We start from the raw sequence: 19,115 nt of genomic DNA, 5'->3' as shown, positions 1-19,115 counted from the left end.
GCTCCGACGTGGGACGTTGTGGCGAGCCTCGCCCTGATGCGCTGCTGGGCGGACGGAGCGGGACTCCGGCTCCGCAGATCGTCGCTGCACGAATGCACCCTCGTCACATGAAACCGCATGCCGTGGACTCGTTCCTTCTCCCCCGATCCTTTGCTGTACTGGGCTCAGGAATCCGACCTGCCTGAGGGGCGTGGGCTGCATGGAACAGTTTGCCGACCTGGTGCTGGAGGGCGGGGGTGTCAAGGGCATCGCCCTGGTGGGGGCCATCGAGGTGCTCGAGGAGCGCGGCTACCGCTTCAAACGAGTGGCCGGCACCTCCGCCGGAGCCATCGTCGGGGCCCTGGTCGCCGCCGGCGCCCCGGCGAGGAAACTGGTGGACATCATCGGCTCCGTCCAGTACCCCGATTTCCGCGACGGCTCCCGGCTGACCCGGACCACCGCGGGCAAGGCCGCCGGGATCCTGGCCCGCAACGGCATCTACCTCGGTGAGCACCTTCGCTCCTGGCTGCAGTCCCAGCTCGACGACTACGGCGTCACGACATTCGCCGACCTGCCCTACACGGACGACGAGCGGCCCCCTGCCCCGGAGCGGGCCTTCCGGCTGGTGGTCACCGCCTCGGACATCAGCAGGGGCCGGCTGCGCTACCTGCCCTGGGACTACGACGAGTTCGGCCGCGACCGGGGCGCCCAGCACGTGGTCGAGGCGGTCCGCGCCTCGATGTCCATCCCGTTCTTCTACCGTCCCGTCCGCTGGGACACCGCCGACGGCCGGAGGGCCTGGCTGGTCGACGGCGGGATGCTCTCGAACTATCCCATCAGCGTCTTCGACGCCCCGACCGGAACCGCGCCGCGCTGGCCCACCCTGGGCATCAAGCTCTCCGCGCATCCGGACGCGGTCCAGGGCACCAAGTACCCGATCAACGGGCCGGTGAGCATGAGCCGGGCCATGCTCAAGACCATGACCGGGTTCTACGACCAGATGCACATCGAGTCCTCCGACGCCCAGGCCCGCACGATCTTCGTCGACACCGGCGCCATCCGCGCCACCGACTTCAACCTCACCGACGACGACCGGGACTTCCTCTACCAGAACGGGCGCCGGGCCGCCGAGAAGTTCCTCGACGGCTCAGCCCACCGCCCGCCGTGGGACTTCAGCGCCTACATCGCCGCACACCGCTGAAGCTTCGCCGGCCCTGCCGACCCCGCCGAGCTCGCGGGCCGGCCACCGCTCCCGCCGTCGTCCTCGGGGCGGGCTGCCGACACCCTCAGGTCGAGGGCGCGCGAACGCCGTCCCCGGCATTGCCTGGGTCCCTGACGATCTCCGCGTCCCCGCCGGTCCCTGCGATCCCCGGGTCCCTGACACCCTCCGCGTCCCCGCCGGCCCCCGCGTTCCCCGGCTCCCTGACGCCCTCCGCGTCCCCGCTGGCCCCCGCGTTCCCCGCATCCCCGCCGGCCCCCGCGTCCCCGCCGGCCTCAGCGGCAACCTGGGCGTACGACGCCGAGACCCGGCGGTAGACCGGAGTCAGGAAGGCCAGCAGCGCGGCCGCGATCATGATGATCCCGGCCACCAGGAACACCAGGGCGATGCCCCGGGAGGTGCCCTCGCCCAGCAGAGGAGCCAGCTGGGCGCTGCCCTCCGCCGACCGTGCGTACGGGATGATCCAGACCTGGGCGATCGGCGCGATGAGGAACGCGGTGACCGGCGCTGCCGCCGACTCGAACGCCATGGCGAATCCGAACACCCGGCCCTGCCGCTCGAGCGGCACGACACGCTGGATGATCGTCTGTTCGGCCGCCTCCACGAAGGGGACGAGCACCAGGTAGAGCCAGATGCCGAGGACGTACAGCCAGGCCCACTCCCGCACGGTGAACACCGCCCCGAGCACGCCCATCGCGATCACCGCGAGCAGCATGGTGCGCAGCGGGTTGGACCCGAGCCCGAACTTGCCGATCAGCGCCCCGCCCACGATGAACCCGGTCGCGCCGAGCGCAAAGACCGTTCCCCAGATCTCGACGGGGAACATCTCCAGGCCGTAGGGGTCCATCAGGGCCATGTAGACGCCGCCGATGAAGTTGTTGAACGTCGAGAACAGGATCAGCGCGAACAGTCCCGACACGGCCAGCACGGCCGCGAAGGCTCCCCGCAGATCGAAGCCGCCGTGGGCGTCCGTGGCCGCGGCGCGCACCTCCTCGGGCATGCGCAGCGTCAGGAGGTGCCCGAAGGCCACGGCCGTGAGCAGCACGGCCACCACGACCGTCCAGCCCATGCCCAGGAGCCCGATCGAGAGGCCGGAGAGCACCGAGGTGACGATGAACATCAGACCCTGCACCATGCCCACCAGCCCGTTGGCGTTGGCGCGACGGTCCGGCTCGATGAGGATCGTGACCGTGGTGGACAGGGCGATGTTGCGCATGTTCTCCACCACCGCACCGATCAGCACGACCAGGGCGAAGACCCAGATCCACGGCTGGGTCAGGTCCGCCATCGCGGACGCCGGGGCGAGGAGGAACAGGATTCCGGCCAGGACGAACATCACCAGGGTGAAGGCCGCGGCGAAGCGCATCACGGCGAGCTTGCGGTAGCGGTCCACGAAGGTGCCGAAGCTGATGCTGGAGAGCGCGATCAGCAGCATGTAGGCGCCGCCGACCACCCCGGTGGCGATCACGTTCCGCGTCTGCAGGTAGACCCAGAACGTCAGGGCGAACCAGAGATAGCTGGTCGTGATGTTCGCGAGCGCGGTGTTCACCAGGATCCCGGCGAAGGTGCGGGAGCGCTGCGCCGGACTGCGCAGGGAGGTGTCGACGGCACCTGGATCGACGAGGTCCGGGGCCTGGCCGTCGTCGGTCGGAGCGGGCGTGCCGGTCGCGTCCGCGGGGAGCGCCGCACGGCCGACGGGGGCCACCGCGGCCCGGGACAGACCCGGTTCCTGCTCGTTCATGCGGCTCAGTCTAGTGAGGGGTGCGGACACGATAACGGCTCGGAGCGGGGCACCGAGGAGCAGTTCTGCAGCGGCCCGGCCGGGCGAGCACGCTCCCCCGGCCACGGTCCTCGAACGGCACACCCCACCCGGGAAGGCGAGGACTGTCGTTGCCCGGTCGGGCCGATCAGTGGGCCAACCCGGCGTCCCCGTGCACGGTCTTCGAGCAGGACACCCCACCTGGGAAGGCCGAGGACGCTCGCGGCCCGGCGTGGCCGACCAGCAGGCCTCGAACGGCACACCCCACCCGCGAGAGCCCGGGACGGCCGTGGCCGGGCTCGGCCTTAGCGCGTCGGAGGCGCTGGAGAGAATGGGGTCATGACGGCGACGGCGCAGTGGCAGCTCCCGACCCCGGTGACCCGTGACGGATTCCGGGATCGCCCCGGGCTGACGGACATGACGGGGCCTGGAGCGCGGCGCGAGGTGGTACGGGCCGCCGCCGCCCAGCTCGTGGACGCCGCCGCCGCGGAGGCACGGGCAGTCGGTGCCCAGATGCGCTCCATCCACCGGCTGTGGCTGGCGGCGCAGACGGCTCGTACGGCGGCCCGGTTCGAGACGATGGCGCAGGCAGATGCCGAGATGTCCGCCCGAGGGTTCGTCCGCCCGAACCCGTTGGGCCCGCTGGCTGAGGCGGAGCACCAGCTGGTCGTGGACGTGGCGGCCGAGGTGGGGCCGGCGCTGCGGGTGCCGGCCGGCACGGCCCGGCGGCGGGTGGAGGACGCCGTCCTCCTGGCCGAGATGCTGCCGGAGGTCTTGACCGCCCTGGAGGAGGGCCGCATCGGTGCGGCCCAGGCCACGGTGATGGTGGAGCAGTGGCGCGAGCTCATCGAGCAGGCACCGACCTGGACTCCCGGGAGCTGCGCCCCACCGCCCGTCGACGCGGTCTGCCGCCTGATCACCGAGCTCCTGGAACGGGCACCCCACGCCACGGCCGCGCAGCTGCGGGCGGTGGCTCGCGCCCGGCGGGCGGTGCTCGTAGCCGACGCCGAGGAGCGCAGCCGGTGCAGTGCCCGGAAGAACCGCACGGTGTGGGTGGAACCGGCCCCCGACGGGACGGCTTTTCTGCACGCACTGCTGGACGCGCACGTGGCGGTCGCCGTGCACGGCAGGCTCGAGGACCTGGTGGCCCTGCTGGGCGAGGACGTACCGGCTCCCGACGGTCTCGGGCAGGCCGGTCGGCCCCTGTCGGACGGCTCGGAGGACGCTGAACCGCGCTCGGCCGGAGAGCTGCGCGCAGATGTGCTGGCGGACCTGTTGCTGGACGGTGTCCTGCCGGACGAGCCGCGCTTCCCACGCGGAGTCCGGGCCCGGGTGACCGTGACGGTGCCGCTGGCTCTGCTCGCCGGCGAAGGCGTCGGGGCGGACACCGCCGCGTGCGGCGCCCCGATGCTCTCCGGCTTCGGGCCGATCAGCACGGAGGTGGCCCGCCGGCTGGCCGCCGGCGCCGGCGCCTGGCACCGGGTGCTGACCCATCCCGTGTCCGGCGTGGTCCTCGACCACGACCGCACCGTCTACGCCGTGCCCCGGGACCTGCGCCGTCTGGTCGAGCTGCGCGACGGGACCTGCCGCTTCCCCGGGTGCCGGCGCCGCGCCGAGAGCGGCGACCTCGACCACACGGTGGCCTGGGCGGACGGCGGTCCGACGGCCGAGCACAATCTGGCCGCGCTGTGCCGGCACCATCACCGGGTCAAGCACCGCGATGGGCACCTCGGGCGCTGGTCGGTGCGGCGGGTCGCACCCCAACCGGACGGCGGGACGGGCGGCACCCCTGCCGAGCACGCCGCGGTGCTGGAGTGGACCTCCCCGGGCGGGCTCGTGCACCGGTCCGTACCCGAGCACGTCCGTGACCGGAGCGCCGCTGCGGACGGCCCGCTGCATCCCGCTCTCGGCTCCGCGGCCGGATGCCCACCGCCGTCGCCACCTGCCGACGACCCCCCGCCCTTCTGAACCGAGGCCTCGATCAGCACCGCCGGCAGCCCGGCCGGAGCAGGACGTCATGGCGGGGCAGTTCAGGCATCGTGTCCTCCGAGGGCAAGCCGTTGACGCCCGCATCCCGCGGCGACAAGATGGTGCACCACGGATGCCGCCGCAGCACGCCGAAGGACCACGCCATGGGAATCGTCCAGGTCGACCTCTTCCTCACCCTCGACGGCGTCTACCAGGCGCCGGGCGGGCCCGACGAGGACCGTTCGGGCGGCTTCGAGCTCGGTGGCTGGCAGGGGGCCTACTTCGACGACGAATCGGGGGCGACGGTCGGCGCGGGCATCGAGCGCCTGGACGCGCTGCTGCTCGGTCGCAGGACGTACGACATCTTCGCCGGCTACTGGCCGGCCCACGACGGCGACGAACCGATCGCCGTGAAGTTCAACGCGGTGCCGAAGTTCGTCGTGTCCCGCACCCTGAGCGCTCCCTCGTGGCAGGGCACCACAGTGCTGAGAGATGTCCGGTCCGAGGTGCGAGCCCTCAAGGACCGGTTCGACGAGGTCCACGTGGTCGGCAGCGGCGACCTCGTCTCGACCCTGCTGAGGGAGGACCTTGTCGACCGGCTGAACCTCCTGCTCTATCCCGTGGTCCTGGGCTCGGGCAAGCGCCTCTTCGGCCACGGCTCCGTCCCGGCCGCCTTCACCCTGGCGGAGCCACCGCGGGCGTTCCCGAAGGAAGCGGTCTCGCTCGTCTACGAGCGGGCCGGCGACCCGGTCACCGGCGTGGACGTCTCCCAGCCGGCCCAGTGAACGACGCCGCAACGCCCTGTTCGCCGTGTCCCTGTCATCTGGACCGGGCTGTCGGACGACCGGTCCCGACGCCGTCGTGAGGCACCTCGGCCTGTCATGAAGCAACGCGGCTCCCCACTGCCGCGTCGATCACGCAGCGGAAGACATTCAGAGGAATCCGCTACAATACCGCCGACCGAACCCGCGAAGAAGGACCTGGGATGGGCGAGCTGGAGGCACCGCGGTACCGGGTGCCGTTGCGGCTACAGGGTGTGGACGGCAGGCTGGCGACCTTCGTGGTGCCACCGGAGTTCGCAGAGCACATTGCCTCGGCCACGCCGGCGAAGAACGCATGGACCCGGGACTTCAACACCGGTCTCGCCGGCGGGGTCCGCATCGATCGATCCACCACGCCGCCGACCGTTGTCAGCTACCTCACCCGGCCCTTGAAGCAGGTCGACGTTGCCGGCGAAGGATGGGTGGCGCTGCTCCGGCGTGACACGCGTCCCCGGGCCAAGAGGCCCTACCAGTTGGTCTCCGTGACGTGCAGCATCGGTCCGGGCAAGGCCAAGAGCTCGAACTGCGACCCGGCGCCGGTCCCGGTCCACGTTGCCCCGCCCATGGCCCTGGACGACCGGATCTGATGTCCGGAGCCCATGGGCGCACCACCCATCAGACCCGGTTGAGGGGAGACGGCGATGCCAGATCAGGAGGTCTTCGTCCCCTACGGCCCCACGCACTGGGCTGCTCTGGGCGTCTGCGCCCTCGGGGCTGTGCTCGTGGTGATGCTGGGCCGCCGCCTTCGGGGGTCCGGGGCCGAGGCGGTTTTTTCTCGGGCCTTCGCCGCGGTGCTGACCACGTACACCGTGACGATGCTCGTCTACCGGTCGCTGCCGGGCAATTTCGACGTCCACATCTCTCTGCCGGTCCACCTCTCGGACGTCGCGTGGATGGTCGCTGTCATCGCCCTGTGGACACGGGTCCGCTGGGCGACGGCGCTCACCTACTACTGGGGACTGACTCTCAACCCGCAGGCCATCCTCACCCCGGCACTCGACTCGCCGGATTTCCCCCACATCGACTTCGTCGACCTCTGGGTCCAGCACATCCTGGTCCTCTGGGCCACCCTGTACCTGATCTGGGGACGCGGCGATCGGATTGGCTGGGGCAGCTACCGCCTGGCCATGGTGGTCACCGTCACGTGGGCCGTGGCTGCCTTCGGACTCAACAGCTGGCTGGGGACCAACTACGGCTTCCTCAACGGCAAGCCGGACAACCCTTCGATCCTCGATCTGCTCGGGCCCTGGCCGTGGTACCTGCTGGTGGAGTTCCTCGTCATCGCCGTGGCTTGGGCGCTCATCACCTGGCCCTGGACGATCCGGCGAAAGAGCACAGCCGAGCCCCGGGTCGGCGCGGAAGGCTGAGGCAGCACGGCACCAGGGCATCGAGTCATGTCTGTCGACGACGGCGGTCCGGCCCACCTCGGGAAGGTGGGCCGGACCGCCGTCGTCGTCCAAATGGCTCAGGCCGGGATGTGCGACGCCGACCTGAGTGAGCAATTGCCCAGGAACGGGAACCCCGGACTTCCGGGATCGGCGTCGATTGGTCACGCTCCTGGCGGCATCGAGTCATCTGAGCATTTCACGAAGCTCGGCAGGTGCCTGCACGACATGTCATCGTGGCAGCTCAGTTGCATCTGCACTCACCTATGACGCGCCGCTACCAGTTGTCGTCGCCGCGAACCAGTTCAGCCCGCGATCCGGCGTCGTCAGCAAACGCCGCGGCAGTCGGATATGAGGTGACGCTGGGGTCACCTTGCTCAGACAGGTCGGGATCTCACACGGGATCAGAAGTCCCAGTCCTCGTCCTCCGTGTTCACGGCCTTGCCGATCACGTAGGAGGAGCCCGAGCCGGAGAAGAAGTCGTGGTTCTCGTCGGCGTTCGGGGACAGCGCGGACAGGATGGCCGCCGAGACGTCCGTCATGTCCTTCGGGAACAGCGCCTCGAAGCCCAGGTTGTTCAGGGCCTTGTTGGCGTTGTAGTGCAGGAACTTCTTGACGTCCTCGGTCCACCCGACACCGTCGTAGAGGGACTCGGTGTAGAGCACCTCGTTCTCGTAGAGCTCCTCGAGCAGCTCGTACGTGTAGAGCTTCAGCTCGTCCTGGCGCTCCTGGGACTCCTGGGCCAGGGCCCGCTGGAACTTGTAGCCGATGTAGTAGCCGTGCACGGCCTCGTCCCGGATGATGAGGCGGACCAGGTCGGCCGTGTTCGTCAGCTTGGCCCGGGAGGACCAGTACATGGGCAGGTAGAACCCGGAGTAGAAGAGGAAGGACTCGAGCAGGGTCGAGGCCACCTTCTTCTTCAGCGGGTCGTCGCCCTTGTAGTACTTGATGATGATGTCGGCCTTCTTCTGCAGGTGCGGGTTCTCCCGGGACCAGCGGAAGACGTCGTCGATCTCCTTCATGGAGGACAGCGTCGAGAAGATGGACGAGTAGGACTTCGCGTGCACCGACTCCATGAACGCGATGTTGGTGTACACCGCCTCCTCGTGCAGGGTCACGGCGTCCGGGATCAGGGAGACGGCGCCCACGGTGCCCTGGATGGTGTCCAGCAGCGTCAGGCCCGTGAAGACCCGCATGGTGAGCTGCTGCTCCTCCGCGGTGAGCGTCTTCCAGGAGGGGACGTCGTTGGAGATCGGCACCTTCTCGGGCAGCCAGAAGTTCGCGGTCAGCCGGTCCCAGACCTCGTCGTCCTTCGGGTCCTCGATCCGGTTCCAGTTGATGGCCTGGGCCTGGTGGTGGAGCAGCTGCACCTTGTCGATGCTCTCGCTCTTCTCCAGAGTCATGGTCTGTCTCTTCCTCGAACGGGGTGGGCCCCCGCGCGCGTCCTGCGGACGCACGCGGGGAGTTTCGTGAGTGGCCGCCGGGGCCCTGTGGTCACAGCATGCAGGAGACGCAGCCCTCGACCTCGGTGCCCTCCAGCGCCAGCTGGCGGATCCGGGAGTAGTACATCGTCTTGATGCCCTTGCGCCACGCGTAGATCTGCGCCCGGTTGATGTCCCGGGTGGTGGCCGTGTCCTTGAAGAACAGGGTCAGGGACAGGCCCTGGTCCACGTGCTGCGTGGCCGCGGCGTAGGTGTCGATGATCTTCTCGTAGCCGATCTCGTACGCGTCCTGGAAGTACTCCAGGTTCTCGTTGTTCATGAAGGGCGCCGGGTAGTACACGCGGCCCAGCTTGCCCTCCTTGCGGATCTCGATCTTCGAGGCGATCGGGTGGATCGAGGACGTCGAGTTGTTGATGTAGGAGATCGACCCGGTCGGCGGCACGGCCTGCAGGTTCTGGTTGTACATCCCGTGCTCCATGACCGAGGCCTTGAGCTGCTCCCAGTCCGCGCGGGTGGGGATGTGCACGCCGGCCTCCGCGAACAGCTGCCGCACCCGCTCGGTGGCCGGGACCCACTCGCGGTCGGTGTACTTGGTGAAGTACTCCCCCGACGCGTACTGGGACCGCTCGAAGCCGGCGAACACCGACTTGCGCTCCTTCGCGATCTCGTTCGACGCGCGGACCGCGTGGTACGTGACCGTGTAGAAGTAGATGTTCGTGAAGTCGAGGCCTTCCTCGGAGCCGTAGTGGATGTGCTCCTTGGCGAGGTAGCCGTGCAGGTTCATCTGCCCGAGGCCCACGGCGTGGGACATCTGGTTGCCGCGTTCGATCGAGGGCACCGAGGTGATGTCGGACATGTCCGACACCGCGGTGAGCCCCCGGATCGCGGTCTCCACCGACCGCCCGAAGTCCGGGGACTCCATGGTCAGCGCGATGTTGAGGGAGCCGAGGTTGCAGGAGATGTCCTTGCCGACCTCGTCGTAGTTCAGGTCCTCGTGGTACGTGGACGGCTCGGAGACCTGCAGGATCTCGGAGCACAGGTTGGACATGATGATCTTGCCGTCGATCGGGTTGGCCCGGTTCACCGTGTCCTCGAACATGACGTACGGGTAGCCGGACTCGAACTGCACCTCCGCGAGGGTCTGGAAGAACTCGCGGGCGTTGATCTTCTTCTTGGTGATCCGGCCGTCCGCGACCATCTCGTGGTACTTCTCGGACACGTTGACGTCCGAGAACGGCATCCCGTAGACCCGCTCCACGTCGTACGGGGAGAACAGGTACATGTCCTGGTTCTTCTTGGCCAGCTCGAACGTGATGTCCGGGATGACCACGCCCAGGGAGAGGGTCTTGATCCGGATCTTCTCGTCCGCGTTCTCCCGCTTGGTGTCCAGGAAGCTGTAGATGTCCGGGTGGTGGGCGTGCAGGTACACCGCGCCCGCGCCCTGGCGGGCGCCCAGCTGGTTGGCGTAGGAGAACGAGTCCTCCAGCAGCTTCATGATCGGGATGATGCCCGAGGACTGGTTCTCGATCTTCTTGATCGGGGCCCCGGCCTCACGGACGTTGGTCAGCGCGAACGCCACGCCGCCGCCGCGCTTGGACAGCTGCAGGGCGGAGTTGATCGACCGGCCGATGGACTCCATGTTGTCCTCGATGCGGAGCAGGAAGCAGGAGACGAGCTCGCCGCGCTGCTGCTTGCCCGCGTTGAGGAACGTGGGGGTCGCCGGCTGGAAGCGCCCGGCGATGATCTCGTCGACCAGCTGCGTGGCGAGCAGCTCGTCGCCGTCCGCGAGGTAGAGGGAGACCATGACCACGCGGTCCTCGAAGCGCTCGAGGTAGCGCTGGCCGTCGAAGGTCTTCAGCGTGTAGGACGTGTAGAACTTGAACGCGCCCAGGAAGGTCTCGAAGCGGAACTTCCGGGAGTAGGCCCGCTTGGAGAGCTCCTTGATGAAGTCCATGCTGTACTTCGCCAGGACCTCGGGCTCGTAGTACTGGTGCGAGACCAGGTAGTCGAGCTTCTCCTCGAGGTCGTGGAAGAAGACCGTGTTGTTGTTCACGTGCTGCAGGAAGTACTGCCGCGCGGCCTGCCGATCGGCGTCGAACTGGATGTGGCCGTCGGCGTCGTAGAGGTTCAGCAGGGCGTTGAGCTCGTGGTAGCCCAGGCCCCGGTACTTCTCCGGGACGCGCGTGTCCTCGTGGCCGGGCTCGACGCTCACGCCCGGAGCTGCTGAAATTGTCGCCAAAACTGTTCCAATCCTTGATTGACCTCGTGGACGTCCTCGGGGGTGCCCATGAGCTCGAACTTGTAGAGAACGGGGACGTTGCACTTGGCCGCGATCTTGTCCGCGGCCAGGCAGAACGCCGGCCCGAAATTGGTGTTGCCCGCGCCGATGACGCCGCGCAGGAACCGCCGGTTGGTCTCCTTGTTGAGGAACTTCACGACCTGCGGCGGGACGGCCCCGCTGCCGTTGGGCCGCCCGTACGTCGGGGCGACCAGCACGAAGGGCTCGGTGATCTCAGGGGGCTCCTCCCCGGTCAGAAGAGGAAGGCGCAGCACGCGGGCGTCGAGCTTCTCGACGAAGCGGTGCGTGTTGTTGGAGACCGAGGAGAAGTAGACCACCAGTGGGGCGTGGCCGTCCGGTGCCGCGGCGGTCTCGCCGTGGTCCTGCTGAGCGTTCCCGGGACGGGTGCCGGGGTGGTGCGTGCTCATTGCTTCCGCGCTCCGGGATGGGGTGGTGGGTGGGTGGTCGGGCGCCGCGGGGAAGCGGGCGGCGCGCCGGCCTCAGGCCGTGAGGAGGACGGCCAGGGAGGTGATCTTGTCCGGACGGTACCCGGACCAGTGCTCGGTCGGCGTCTCGACGACCGGGACCTGCTGGTAGCCCAGGGCCAGGACGTGGGCCAGGGCGGCCTCGTCCTCGGTGACGTCGACGACGTTGTACTCGATGCCCTTCTTGGTCAGAGCCCGGTAGGTGGCATTGCACTGGACGCAGGACGGCTTGCTGTACACGGTCACGGACATCGCTGTTTCCCCTTGGTCGGTCGGGTGGTTTTCGAGGGAGATCCGCGACTTCCGCAGACTCTGCGGCGGTGAAGGGGTATCTCCGGGTGGCTGATTTCAATACTACATCTAGTGCCAGGAAGGGGAAGCGACCCCTAGATGCAGTGGTGACGGTTGTCCACAGCTCCCTTCTCGCTATCCCCAGGAAGGCCCTGGTCCATCCACAGGGGCCTCCGCAGGGGGTCGCGGATTTCCGCCCCCGGGGTGCCGTTGTGCACAGGCTGTGCGCACCGCGGCCCCCCGGCCGGTGGACAGGATTAATTTTCGGACACGGCGTGTCGGGTCCGGCGGCGGGGCCGGCGCAGCCCGACCGCCGCGGCGGCGAGCCGGCCCCGCAGGCCCCGGTAGGGCGGGTAGACGACCCGCAGGGTGTCGGGGGCGAGCGGCTTGTCGAGGACCGCCCGCGCGTGGGAGAACGTGGTGAACGAGAACTTCCCGTGATAGGCGCCGGTGCCGCTCTCCCCCACCCCGCCGAACGGCAGCGCGGGGCTGGTGAGGTGCAGCAGCGGGGCGTTGAAGGACAGCCCGCCGGAGGACGTGCGCCGGCGGAACAGCTCCTTGACCGACCGCTCCTCCGTGAACACGTACAGGGCCAGCGGCTTGTCCCGGGCGGTGATCAGCTCCACGGCGTGCTCCGCGGAGGACACCGGCACCAGCGGCAGGACGGGTCCGAAGAGCTCCTCGGCCATGAGCGGGCCGTCCGGGGCGGAGCGCACCACCGTGGGCGCGAGGTAGCGCTCCCCCGGCTCGGCCGTCCCGCCGCAGACCACGTCGTGGTCGGGGACCTGGTCCAGGAGCCCGGTCAGCCGGTCGAGGTGGCGGCCGGTGACGATCCGCCCGTAGGAGTCGCTGCGGGACGGGTCCGGGCCGTAGTGCTCCTCCACCGCGCGCACGAGCTCCGGCTCGAGGGCGGCGAGCGTCTCGGGGGTGCCGAGCACGTGGTCCGGGGCCACGCAGGTCTGGCCCGCGTTGAGGAACTTCCCCCACACGATCCGCCGTGCGGCGGTCCGCAGGTCGGTCGAGCCGTCCACCCAGACCGGGGACTTCCCGCCCAGCTCGAGGGTCACCGGGGTCAGGTGCCGTGCGGCGGCGGCCATGACGGCCCGTGCGACCTTTCCGTTGCCGGTGTAGAAGACGTGGTCGAAGCGGTGCTCGAGCAGCCGGGTGGTCTCCGGCACGCCGCCCTCGACCACGCTCACGCAGTCCCCCAGGTAGCGCTCGAGCAGCTCGGCCAGCACCCCGGAGACGGTGGCGGAGACCTCCGAGGGCTTGACGACGACGGTGTTGCCGGCGGCGAGCGCTCCCGCCAGCGGGCTCAGGACGAGCTGGACGGGATAGTTCCACGGCGCCATCACCAGCACGGTCCCGAGCGGCTGGTGCTCGACCCGGGAGCGGGCGGGGGCGAGGCTCAGCGGGACGGGGACCCGGGCCGGGGTCATCCAGCGGGCGAGCTCCTTGCGGATGCCGGCGACCTCCTCGAGGGTGAAGCCGAGCTCCGTGAGCCACGCCTCCGCCGGGGGCTTGCCGAGGTCGGCGGCCAGGGCCTGCTCGAGATCCGAGCGGTTCTCCCGCACGAGGTCCTCGAGCCGGTGCAGCCGGTCCAGCCGGGTCGCGAGGTCGACGTCGGGGACGAAGGCCGCCCGGGCGCGGTCGACGGCGGCGTCGACGGCCGGGAAGTCCGCCGGTGCGTCGGCCGCGACGTCCGCGGGGCCGGGAACGGTGAGACTGCTGTGGATGCTGGTCATGGCTCCAGGGTAGGGCCCGGCTCGGACGCCGGAGACTCCGGTGGCTGCGGCGACGAGGCCCCGCCCCCGCCCGGGGTGCCCGGCTCGGAGGCGACGGACGGCGGGATCGGGCGTCCGACCCGCCGGCCGGGCCCTCGCCGGTCAGAGCAGCCCGTGCTCCGCGAGCTGCCGGGAGATCGACGCGCCGTCGTTGCCCTCGATCCACAGCGTTCCCTCGGGGATGGTCACCCGCCGCTCCTCGTTGACCAGGGGCGTGCCGGCCAGCACCGCCTCCGCCGGGGACAGGTTGCGGATGACGATGGCGGCCACGTGCTCCGGATAGCGGTTGACGAATCCGCTGTAGATCTCGGGGTCGTGCTGGCCGTCGTCGCCGATGAGGATCCACCGCACGTGGGGGAAGTTCCGGGCCAGCCGCTCTAGGTTCTGCACCTTGTGCGCGGCCCCGGCCCGGAACCAGCGGTCCGTGGTGGGGCCCCAGTCGGTGAGCAGCAGGGCCCCGGCCGGGTAGGCGTTGCGGGTGAGGAAGCGGCGCAGGGTGGGCGCCACGTTCCAGGCGCCCGTGGAGAGGTAGAGGAACGGCGCCTCGTGGTGGCGGTGCAGCAGCCGGTCCATCATGACCGCCATCCCGGGGGTGGGGGTGCGGGCGTGCTCGTTGAGCACGAAGGAGTTCCAGGCGGCCAGCATGGGGCGCGGCAGGGCCGTGACCATGACGGTGTCGTCGACGTCGGAGACCACGCCGATCCGCTGCTCGTCCGCCACGACGAACACGCGGGACTCGACGGTCTCGGAGCCCTCCGTCTGCATCCACACCGTGTGCTCGCCCGGAGCCAGGGACACCTGCAGGTCGACGTCGACCACGCCGCCCTTGTCGGCCACCAGGTGGAACTCGAACTCGTCGATCCAGACGTTGACGTGGGCAAAGGCGATGGGCACGGAGGTGAACGAGCGCCAGCCGCGGATCGACTCCGCGCTCTCGTCGGTGGACTCGATGAGCCCCCGGGTCTTGAGCAGGGCCCGGCCGAGCACCCGCACGTGGTGCTCGGAGCCGTACCCCTCGAAGGCCACCATGACCGGGATGTCGCCCCGGGCCTCGGCGCGCCGCTGCCGGAACCGGTGGAGCCGCTGCTCGAGGCGGTAGCCCACGTTGATGGCTTCCTCGGTGACCTGGTCGACGGTCTGCATGAGCTCCGAGCTGCTGGATTTCTTCGCCATGCGCCCAGTGTTCCACAGGGCACACCCGGGACACGGCGGCGCCCGCGGGGCGCAGCGGGCCGGGTGTCCGATCCGCTCCGCCCCACGGGCGCCGGGGTCCTGCCGGTCAGTTCTTGATGTAGCCGTTCGGGTTCAGCACGTACTTCGTGGCGGCCCCGGCGTCAGTTCTTGATGTAGCCGTTCGGGTTCAGCACGTACTTCGTGGCGGCCCCGGCGTCGAACTCGGCGTAGCCCTGCGGCGCCTCCTCCAGCGGGATGGCCTTGGCGTTGACGGCCTTGGCGATCTGGATCTTGTCGTGCAGGATCGCCATCATCAGCTGTCGGTTGTACTTCATCACCGGGCACTGTCCGGTGGTGAAGGCCAGGGACTTCGCCCACCCCGTGCCGAGGCTGATCGACAGGGAGCCCTTCTTCGCCGCCTCGTCCACCGCGCCCGGATCACCGGTCACGTAGAGGCCGGGGATGCCCAGCGCTCCGCCCGCGGCGGTGATGTCCATGAGGGAGTTCAGCACGGTGGCCGGAGCCTCGTGGGAGGCGTCCTTGCCGTGCCCCCTGGCCTCGAAGCCGACGGCGTCCACGCCGCAGTCGACCTCCGGGACGCCGAGGATCTGCTCGATCTGCTCGGCGGGCGAGCCCTTCGAGACGTCCACGGTCTCGCAGCCGAAGCTGCGCGCCTGGGCCAGTCGCTGCTCGTTCATGTCCCCCACGATCACCACCGCGGCCCCCAGCAGGTGGGCCGCGGCCGCCGCGGCCAGGCCCACCGGTCCGGCGCCGGCGATGTAGACCGTGGAGCCGACGCCCACCCCGGCCGTGACCACGCCGTGGTAGCCCGTGGGCAGGATGTCGGAGAGCATGGTCAGGTCCATGATCTTCTCCAGGGCCTGGTCCCGGTCCGGGAACTTCAGCAGGTTCCAGTCCGCGTAGGGCACCAGCACGTACTCGGCCTGCCCGCCGACCCAGCCGCCCATGTCCACGTAGCCGTAGGCGGAGCCCGGCCGGTCCGGGTTCACGTTGAGGCAGATGCCGGTCTTGCGCTCCTTGCAGTTGCGGCACCGCCCGCAGGAGATGTTGAAGGGGACGGAGACGATGTCCCCGACCTTGATGAACTCGACGTCCGGCCCGCACTCGACGACCTCGCCCGTGATCTCGTGGCCGAGGACCAGGTCCGTCGGGGCCGTGGTGCGCCCGCGCACCATGTGCTGGTCCGAGCCGCAGATGTTCGTGCTCACGGTCCGGAGGATGACCCCGTGCGGGACCTTCCGGCCGATGTTGGCCGTGTTGATCCCCGGGGCGTCCTTGAGCTCGAACTCGGGGTATTCGGTATCGATGACCTCGACCTTGCCGGGACCCTTGTAGGCGACCGCTCTGTTGCCTGCCATCATGACCTCTTCCGTGGTGGATGTCCGTCACGGGCGTTCCCGGTGGAGCACCACCGCGGAAGCCCTCGTTCCCGACGGGGACCCGTCTCGATGTGACCCTGAGCTCGCTGTGATCCAGGTCACGGAGAACGGCCGCCGGTGGTGCTGACGCTAACAGGACGCGTCAACGAGCGGAAGGGATGGGAGCAGGCAGAACGGAATGCGAAAGAGCCCGCCCCGCGTATCGCGGAACGGGCTCTTTCATCCTGGTGGAGCTGAGGGGACTCGAACCCCTGACCCTTTGCATGCCATGCAAATGCGCTACCAGCTGCGCCACAGCCCCAGGTCGTTGCCTCGAGAGACATTATCACAACCTGGACGGTGTCCTTGTCGGTCACCCTTTCCCGGTTGATCCAGCACCTCGCTGGGCAACGCATTCATAGTAGACAGCCGATCAGGATCAAGGCAAATCGTCGGCAGCGGGCGCCGGCGCGGCCTGGCCCGTGGCGGTGCCGAGGTCCACCACGGGGCTGTCCCGCCACAGCCGCTCGAGGGCGTAGAACGCGCGGTCCTCGTCGTGCTGGACGTGGATCACCACGTCGCCGTAGTCCAGGAGCACCCAGCGCCCCTCGGAGCGACCCTCGCGGCGGATCGGGCGCAGCTGGAGCTGCTCGACCAGCTTCTCCTCGATCTCGTCGACCACGGCGTTGACGAGCCGCTCGTTGGAGGCGGACGCGACCAGGAACGCGTCGGTGATGCCCAGCGCCTCGCTGACGTCGAGGGCCACGATGTCGTGGGCCTGCTTGGCGTCGGCCGCGGCGGCCGCGACGCGGAGGATGGAGAGGGAGAAGTCGTTGACAGTCAAGAAGGATCCTTTCCCGGCGAACCGGAGGTTCCGTCCCACGGGGACGGATGGAGTGGACGAGTGGAGCAGGACAGCAGGTGGTGTGCTCAGAGCACGAAGAGCACGAGCACGACGACGAGGGCCGCGAGCACTGCCAGCAGCAGCAGGACCCACCAGGCGGCGCCCGTGCGGCGCCGGTACTCCCGCCGCTCGAGCAGCTCGAGCCCCTCGGCGGTGCCGGCCGGCACCGGCGGGGCCGGTGGGTCCTCCTCGGACCACGACGCCGCGGACGCCGGCGCCGGCTCGGACGGGTCGGCCGGCACCGGCGGAGCCCCGGATGGGTCCTCGGCGCTGCCCTGCGGGCCGTCCTCGGCGGCGGGAACCGGCCCGGCTCCCGGCGAGGTCTCGGCGGCAGCGGAGGGCACGTGCTGGGCGGGAGCGGCCGCCGTGGCGGCGTGGGAGCCGTGGTGCCCGGCGTCCTCGGGCGCGACGATCTCGATGTGCGTGAGCGCGGCCAGGTCCTCCGGCGCGAGCCGGTTGCTGAACAGGGACGGGTCGACGTGCACGGGGTCGTGGGACACGTGCCCGTCCGGGCCGTCCGGACCGCCACCGGGGAACACGACGGTGATCTGTTCGAGCGGCTCCTGCCGGTCCTCCGGCGGCGCCGGGGAGAGCGGCGCGGAGGGAGCCGCCGGGGCGACCGGCTGCTGGGGAACTCCACCCGTGCCGGAACCCGTCTGGGCGGCCTCCGCCTGCGCGGCGAGCTCCGCGAACCGGCGCTGCTTCTCCAGCAGCTCCGGGTCCGCGGGGCCGCCGGTCTCCTCGAGCTCCCGCGCGCGCTCCGCGAGCTCGCGCTGCAGCCGGGCCAGCCGCCGCGGCCCGAGGGGCTTCACGGGGCGGACCGGCACGGCGTCCTCGCCCAGATCGATGACCGGGGCCGGCCCGGAGGGCACCGGCGGCGTGCGCACCGCGGTGCCGTCCGCCGGCCCCGGCGTGCCCACGGCCGGGTCGGCCGGCTCTGTCGTGCCGACGGCCGGGCCGTCCGCCTTCCCCGGGTCGTCCCGCACGGCGTCCTCGCCGAGATCGACGACGGGAGCCGCCCCGGAGGTCGCCGTGGGCGTGCCCGTAGTGGGGCCGTCCGCCGACTCGGGCGCGCCCACGGCCGGGTCGGCCAGCTGCTCGGGGTCGTCCCGCTGGGGGTCCTCGCCGGCCATCAGGGCGCCTTCGCCGCGGTGCCGCGGACGCCGACATGGTCCGTCGTCGCCCCGTCCTCGGCGCCGAGGTAGAGCCCGTACTTGTTGATGTACTGCACCACGCCGTCGGGCACGAGGTACCAGACGGGCTTGTGCTCGGCCACGCGGGCGCGGCAGTCCGTGGACGAGATGGCCATCGCAGGCACCTCGAGCAGATTGACGCCGCTGGACCCGACGGGCGCGGCGAGGTCGTGACCCGGCCGGGTCACGCCGACGAAGTGGGCCAGCTGCCAGAGCTCCTCCGCACCCTTCCAGGTCAGGATCTCCGCCATGACGTCCGCGCCCGTGATGAAGAACAGGTCCGCCTCCGGCCGCTGACGCTTCAGGTCCCGCAGGGTGTCCACCGTGAACGTGGGACCGTCGCGCTCGATGTCCACGCGGCTGACGGTGAACCGCGGGTTGGAGGCCGTGGCGATCACCGTCATGAGGTAGCGGTGCTCCGCGGGGCTCACCGCCCCCGCCGCCTTCTGCCAGGGGTGCCCGGTGGGGACGAACACGACCTCGTCGAGATCGAACTCCCCCGCCACCTCGGACGCGGCCACGAGGTGGCCGTGGTGGATGGGGTCGAACGTCCCGCCCATGACGCCGAGCCTGGTGCGCCCCGGCGTCCGGGGCGGCACGGCCGTGCCCGTCAGGGGCAGGCCCCGGGTCCGGGCGGCGGTGTCCTGCGAAGCGGTCGTCACGACGGTGGGATTCCCCGGCTCAGGCGTGGCGCTTGGCGGCGTACTCGTCGAGCATCGCGCGCTCGTCCGCGGGCAGGTCGGCCGGGTCCTCGTGCTGGCCGGCCTCGGGGCTGAGGCCCCGGTTGGCGTAGGACAGCGTCACCACCATGAGACCGATCAGCACGACGAAGACGGAGACGCCCCAGACCCACGCGGGCACGCCGGGCTCGGCGGCGGCGTGCCCGCCCTCCGCGGCGGCGAGGACGGTGATGACGGTGTTCTGGAGCATGGGGATCCCTTCTGGCGCCGGCGTGGCGGCGGGGGTGGTCGGTGGGCGGTCCGTGCCGCCGACGTCGGCGGGCCCGGGCGGTTCTCATCGTACTGAATCCGCGGCGGGCCCGCCGCGTGCGGGAC

At 70.2% G+C, this 19,115-nt stretch carries 17 protein-coding genes and 1 tRNA gene; 5 read left to right on the top strand and 13 right to left on the bottom strand.

Going from position 1 to position 19,115, the window contains the following annotated elements; translation table 11 throughout:
* The first annotated feature begins 199 nt into the window (after nucleotides 1–199).
* Nucleotides 200–1,180: a patatin-like phospholipase family protein gene (locus ACPYN7_RS04100; protein WP_424346756.1), complete on the top strand. Its 981-nt coding sequence runs from the start codon at nucleotides 200–202 to the stop codon at nucleotides 1,178–1,180.
* 85 nt (nucleotides 1,181–1,265) lie between these two features.
* Here ACPYN7_RS04100 and ACPYN7_RS04095 read toward each other — a convergent pair whose 3' ends face one another.
* A complete protein-coding gene (locus ACPYN7_RS04095) occupies nucleotides 1,266–2,939 on the bottom strand; it encodes an MFS transporter (protein WP_424346755.1) in 1,674 nt (557 codons plus the stop codon).
* A gap of 357 nt (nucleotides 2,940–3,296) precedes the next feature.
* On the opposite strand from ACPYN7_RS04095, the gene ACPYN7_RS04090 reads away from it, so the two are divergent.
* The 4 genes from ACPYN7_RS04090 (at nucleotide 3,297) to ACPYN7_RS04075 (ending at nucleotide 7,113) form a co-directional block, all read left to right on the top strand.
* Entirely contained in the window at nucleotides 3,297–4,925 is a 1,629-nt protein-coding gene (locus ACPYN7_RS04090) for a DUF222 domain-containing protein (RefSeq protein WP_424346754.1), read from the top strand.
* 164 nt (nucleotides 4,926–5,089) lie between these two features.
* Complete coding sequence (locus ACPYN7_RS04085; protein ID WP_424346753.1) at nucleotides 5,090–5,710, top strand: dihydrofolate reductase family protein; 621 nt, start codon at nucleotides 5,090–5,092, stop codon at nucleotides 5,708–5,710.
* Nucleotides 5,711–5,910: 200 nt separating this feature from the next.
* Nucleotides 5,911–6,333: a hypothetical protein gene (locus ACPYN7_RS04080; protein ID WP_424346752.1), complete on the top strand. Its 423-nt coding sequence runs from the start codon at nucleotides 5,911–5,913 to the stop codon at nucleotides 6,331–6,333.
* A gap of 54 nt (nucleotides 6,334–6,387) precedes the next feature.
* Entirely contained in the window at nucleotides 6,388–7,113 is a 726-nt protein-coding gene (locus tag ACPYN7_RS04075) for a TIGR02206 family membrane protein (protein WP_424346751.1), read from the top strand.
* 422 nt (nucleotides 7,114–7,535) lie between these two features.
* On the opposite strand, the gene nrdF is transcribed toward ACPYN7_RS04075, so the two are convergent.
* The 12 genes from nrdF to ACPYN7_RS04015 form a co-directional block, all read right to left on the bottom strand.
* Nucleotides 7,536–8,534: a class 1b ribonucleoside-diphosphate reductase subunit beta gene (gene nrdF, locus ACPYN7_RS04070; RefSeq protein WP_058872733.1), complete on the bottom strand. Its 999-nt coding sequence runs from the start codon at nucleotides 8,532–8,534 to the stop codon at nucleotides 7,536–7,538.
* 91 nt (nucleotides 8,535–8,625) lie between these two features.
* Nucleotides 8,626–10,785 carry a class 1b ribonucleoside-diphosphate reductase subunit alpha gene (nrdE, locus tag ACPYN7_RS04065; RefSeq protein WP_058872734.1) on the bottom strand — a complete coding sequence of 720 codons (2,160 nt, stop codon included), beginning with the start codon at nucleotides 10,783–10,785 and terminating at the stop codon, nucleotides 8,626–8,628.
* Nucleotides 10,782–11,279, bottom strand: coding sequence for a class Ib ribonucleoside-diphosphate reductase assembly flavoprotein NrdI (nrdI, locus tag ACPYN7_RS04060; protein ID WP_058872735.1), 498 nt, complete (start codon nucleotides 11,277–11,279; stop codon nucleotides 10,782–10,784). The genes nrdE and nrdI overlap by 4 nt, the downstream gene beginning before the upstream one ends.
* 72 nt (nucleotides 11,280–11,351) lie before the next feature.
* On the bottom strand, nucleotides 11,352–11,588 hold the full coding sequence (gene nrdH, locus ACPYN7_RS04055) for a glutaredoxin-like protein NrdH (RefSeq protein WP_058872736.1): 237 nt from the start codon (nucleotides 11,586–11,588) through the stop codon (nucleotides 11,352–11,354).
* A gap of 296 nt (nucleotides 11,589–11,884) precedes the next feature.
* Nucleotides 11,885–13,372 carry an aldehyde dehydrogenase family protein gene (locus tag ACPYN7_RS04050; RefSeq protein ID WP_424346750.1) on the bottom strand — a complete coding sequence of 496 codons (1,488 nt, stop codon included), beginning with the start codon at nucleotides 13,370–13,372 and terminating at the stop codon, nucleotides 11,885–11,887.
* A gap of 141 nt (nucleotides 13,373–13,513) precedes the next feature.
* Nucleotides 13,514–14,584, bottom strand: a complete 1,071-nt coding sequence (locus tag ACPYN7_RS04045; protein WP_058872738.1) for an App1 family protein — start codon at nucleotides 14,582–14,584, stop codon at nucleotides 13,514–13,516.
* A 161-nt stretch (nucleotides 14,585–14,745) separates the two neighbouring features.
* On the bottom strand, nucleotides 14,746–15,963 hold the full coding sequence (gene fdhA / locus ACPYN7_RS04040; RefSeq protein ID WP_058872770.1) for a formaldehyde dehydrogenase, glutathione-independent: 1,218 nt from the start codon (nucleotides 15,961–15,963) through the stop codon (nucleotides 14,746–14,748).
* Nucleotides 15,964–16,209: 246 nt separating this feature from the next.
* Nucleotides 16,210–16,285: transfer RNA gene (locus ACPYN7_RS04035), tRNA-Ala, on the bottom strand.
* Nucleotides 16,286–16,402: 117 nt separating this feature from the next.
* Nucleotides 16,403–16,807 carry a ribosome silencing factor gene (gene rsfS, locus ACPYN7_RS04030; protein ID WP_058872739.1) on the bottom strand — a complete coding sequence of 135 codons (405 nt, stop codon included), beginning with the start codon at nucleotides 16,805–16,807 and terminating at the stop codon, nucleotides 16,403–16,405.
* 86 nt (nucleotides 16,808–16,893) lie between these two features.
* Nucleotides 16,894–18,000, bottom strand: coding sequence for a hypothetical protein (locus tag ACPYN7_RS04025; protein WP_424346749.1), 1,107 nt, complete (start codon nucleotides 17,998–18,000; stop codon nucleotides 16,894–16,896).
* Nucleotides 18,000–18,722 carry a nicotinate-nucleotide adenylyltransferase gene (gene nadD / locus ACPYN7_RS04020; protein ID WP_408669405.1) on the bottom strand — a complete coding sequence of 241 codons (723 nt, stop codon included), beginning with the start codon at nucleotides 18,720–18,722 and terminating at the stop codon, nucleotides 18,000–18,002. The genes ACPYN7_RS04025 and nadD overlap by 1 nt, the downstream gene beginning before the upstream one ends.
* Before the next feature lie 19 nt (nucleotides 18,723–18,741).
* A complete protein-coding gene (locus ACPYN7_RS04015; RefSeq protein ID WP_424346748.1) occupies nucleotides 18,742–18,990 on the bottom strand; it encodes a hypothetical protein in 249 nt (82 codons plus the stop codon).
* Between the last annotated feature and the right edge of the window lie 125 nt (nucleotides 18,991–19,115).

This window comes from Kocuria sp. CH-021, from assembly GCF_049716185.1.
In the GTDB taxonomy this organism is placed as follows: domain Bacteria; phylum Actinomycetota; class Actinomycetes; order Actinomycetales; family Micrococcaceae; genus Kocuria; species Kocuria cellulosilytica.
This window is presented reverse-complemented; position numbering and strand designations above follow the sequence as displayed.

Excerpts from the sequence above, each read along its gene's own strand:
- ACPYN7_RS04090 (WP_424346754.1), top strand. The coding sequence starts at position 3,297 with ATGACGGCGACGGCGCAGTGGCAGCTCCCGACCCCGGTGACCCGTGAC.
- ACPYN7_RS04095 (WP_424346755.1), bottom strand. The coding sequence starts at position 2,939 with ATGAACGAGCAGGAACCGGGTCTGTCCCGGGCCGCGGTGGCCCCCGTC.
- nrdH (WP_058872736.1), bottom strand. The coding sequence starts at position 11,588 with ATGTCCGTGACCGTGTACAGCAAGCCGTCCTGCGTCCAGTGCAATGCC.
- ACPYN7_RS04080 (WP_424346752.1), top strand. The coding sequence starts at position 5,911 with ATGGGCGAGCTGGAGGCACCGCGGTACCGGGTGCCGTTGCGGCTACAG.
- ACPYN7_RS04085 (WP_424346753.1), top strand. The coding sequence starts at position 5,090 with ATGGGAATCGTCCAGGTCGACCTCTTCCTCACCCTCGACGGCGTCTAC.
- ACPYN7_RS04015 (WP_424346748.1), bottom strand. The coding sequence starts at position 18,990 with ATGCTCCAGAACACCGTCATCACCGTCCTCGCCGCCGCGGAGGGCGGG.
- nrdF (WP_058872733.1), bottom strand. The coding sequence starts at position 8,534 with ATGACTCTGGAGAAGAGCGAGAGCATCGACAAGGTGCAGCTGCTCCAC.
- ACPYN7_RS04100 (WP_424346756.1), top strand. The coding sequence starts at position 200 with ATGGAACAGTTTGCCGACCTGGTGCTGGAGGGCGGGGGTGTCAAGGGC.
- ACPYN7_RS04045 (WP_058872738.1), bottom strand. The coding sequence starts at position 14,584 with ATGGCGAAGAAATCCAGCAGCTCGGAGCTCATGCAGACCGTCGACCAG.
- ACPYN7_RS04050 (WP_424346750.1), bottom strand. The coding sequence starts at position 13,372 with ATGACCAGCATCCACAGCAGTCTCACCGTTCCCGGCCCCGCGGACGTC.
- ACPYN7_RS04025 (WP_424346749.1), bottom strand. The coding sequence starts at position 18,000 with ATGGCCGGCGAGGACCCCCAGCGGGACGACCCCGAGCAGCTGGCCGAC.
- fdhA (WP_058872770.1), bottom strand. The coding sequence starts at position 15,963 with ATGGCAGGCAACAGAGCGGTCGCCTACAAGGGTCCCGGCAAGGTCGAG.
- nrdI (WP_058872735.1), bottom strand. The coding sequence starts at position 11,279 with ATGAGCACGCACCACCCCGGCACCCGTCCCGGGAACGCTCAGCAGGAC.
- ACPYN7_RS04075 (WP_424346751.1), top strand. The coding sequence starts at position 6,388 with ATGCCAGATCAGGAGGTCTTCGTCCCCTACGGCCCCACGCACTGGGCT.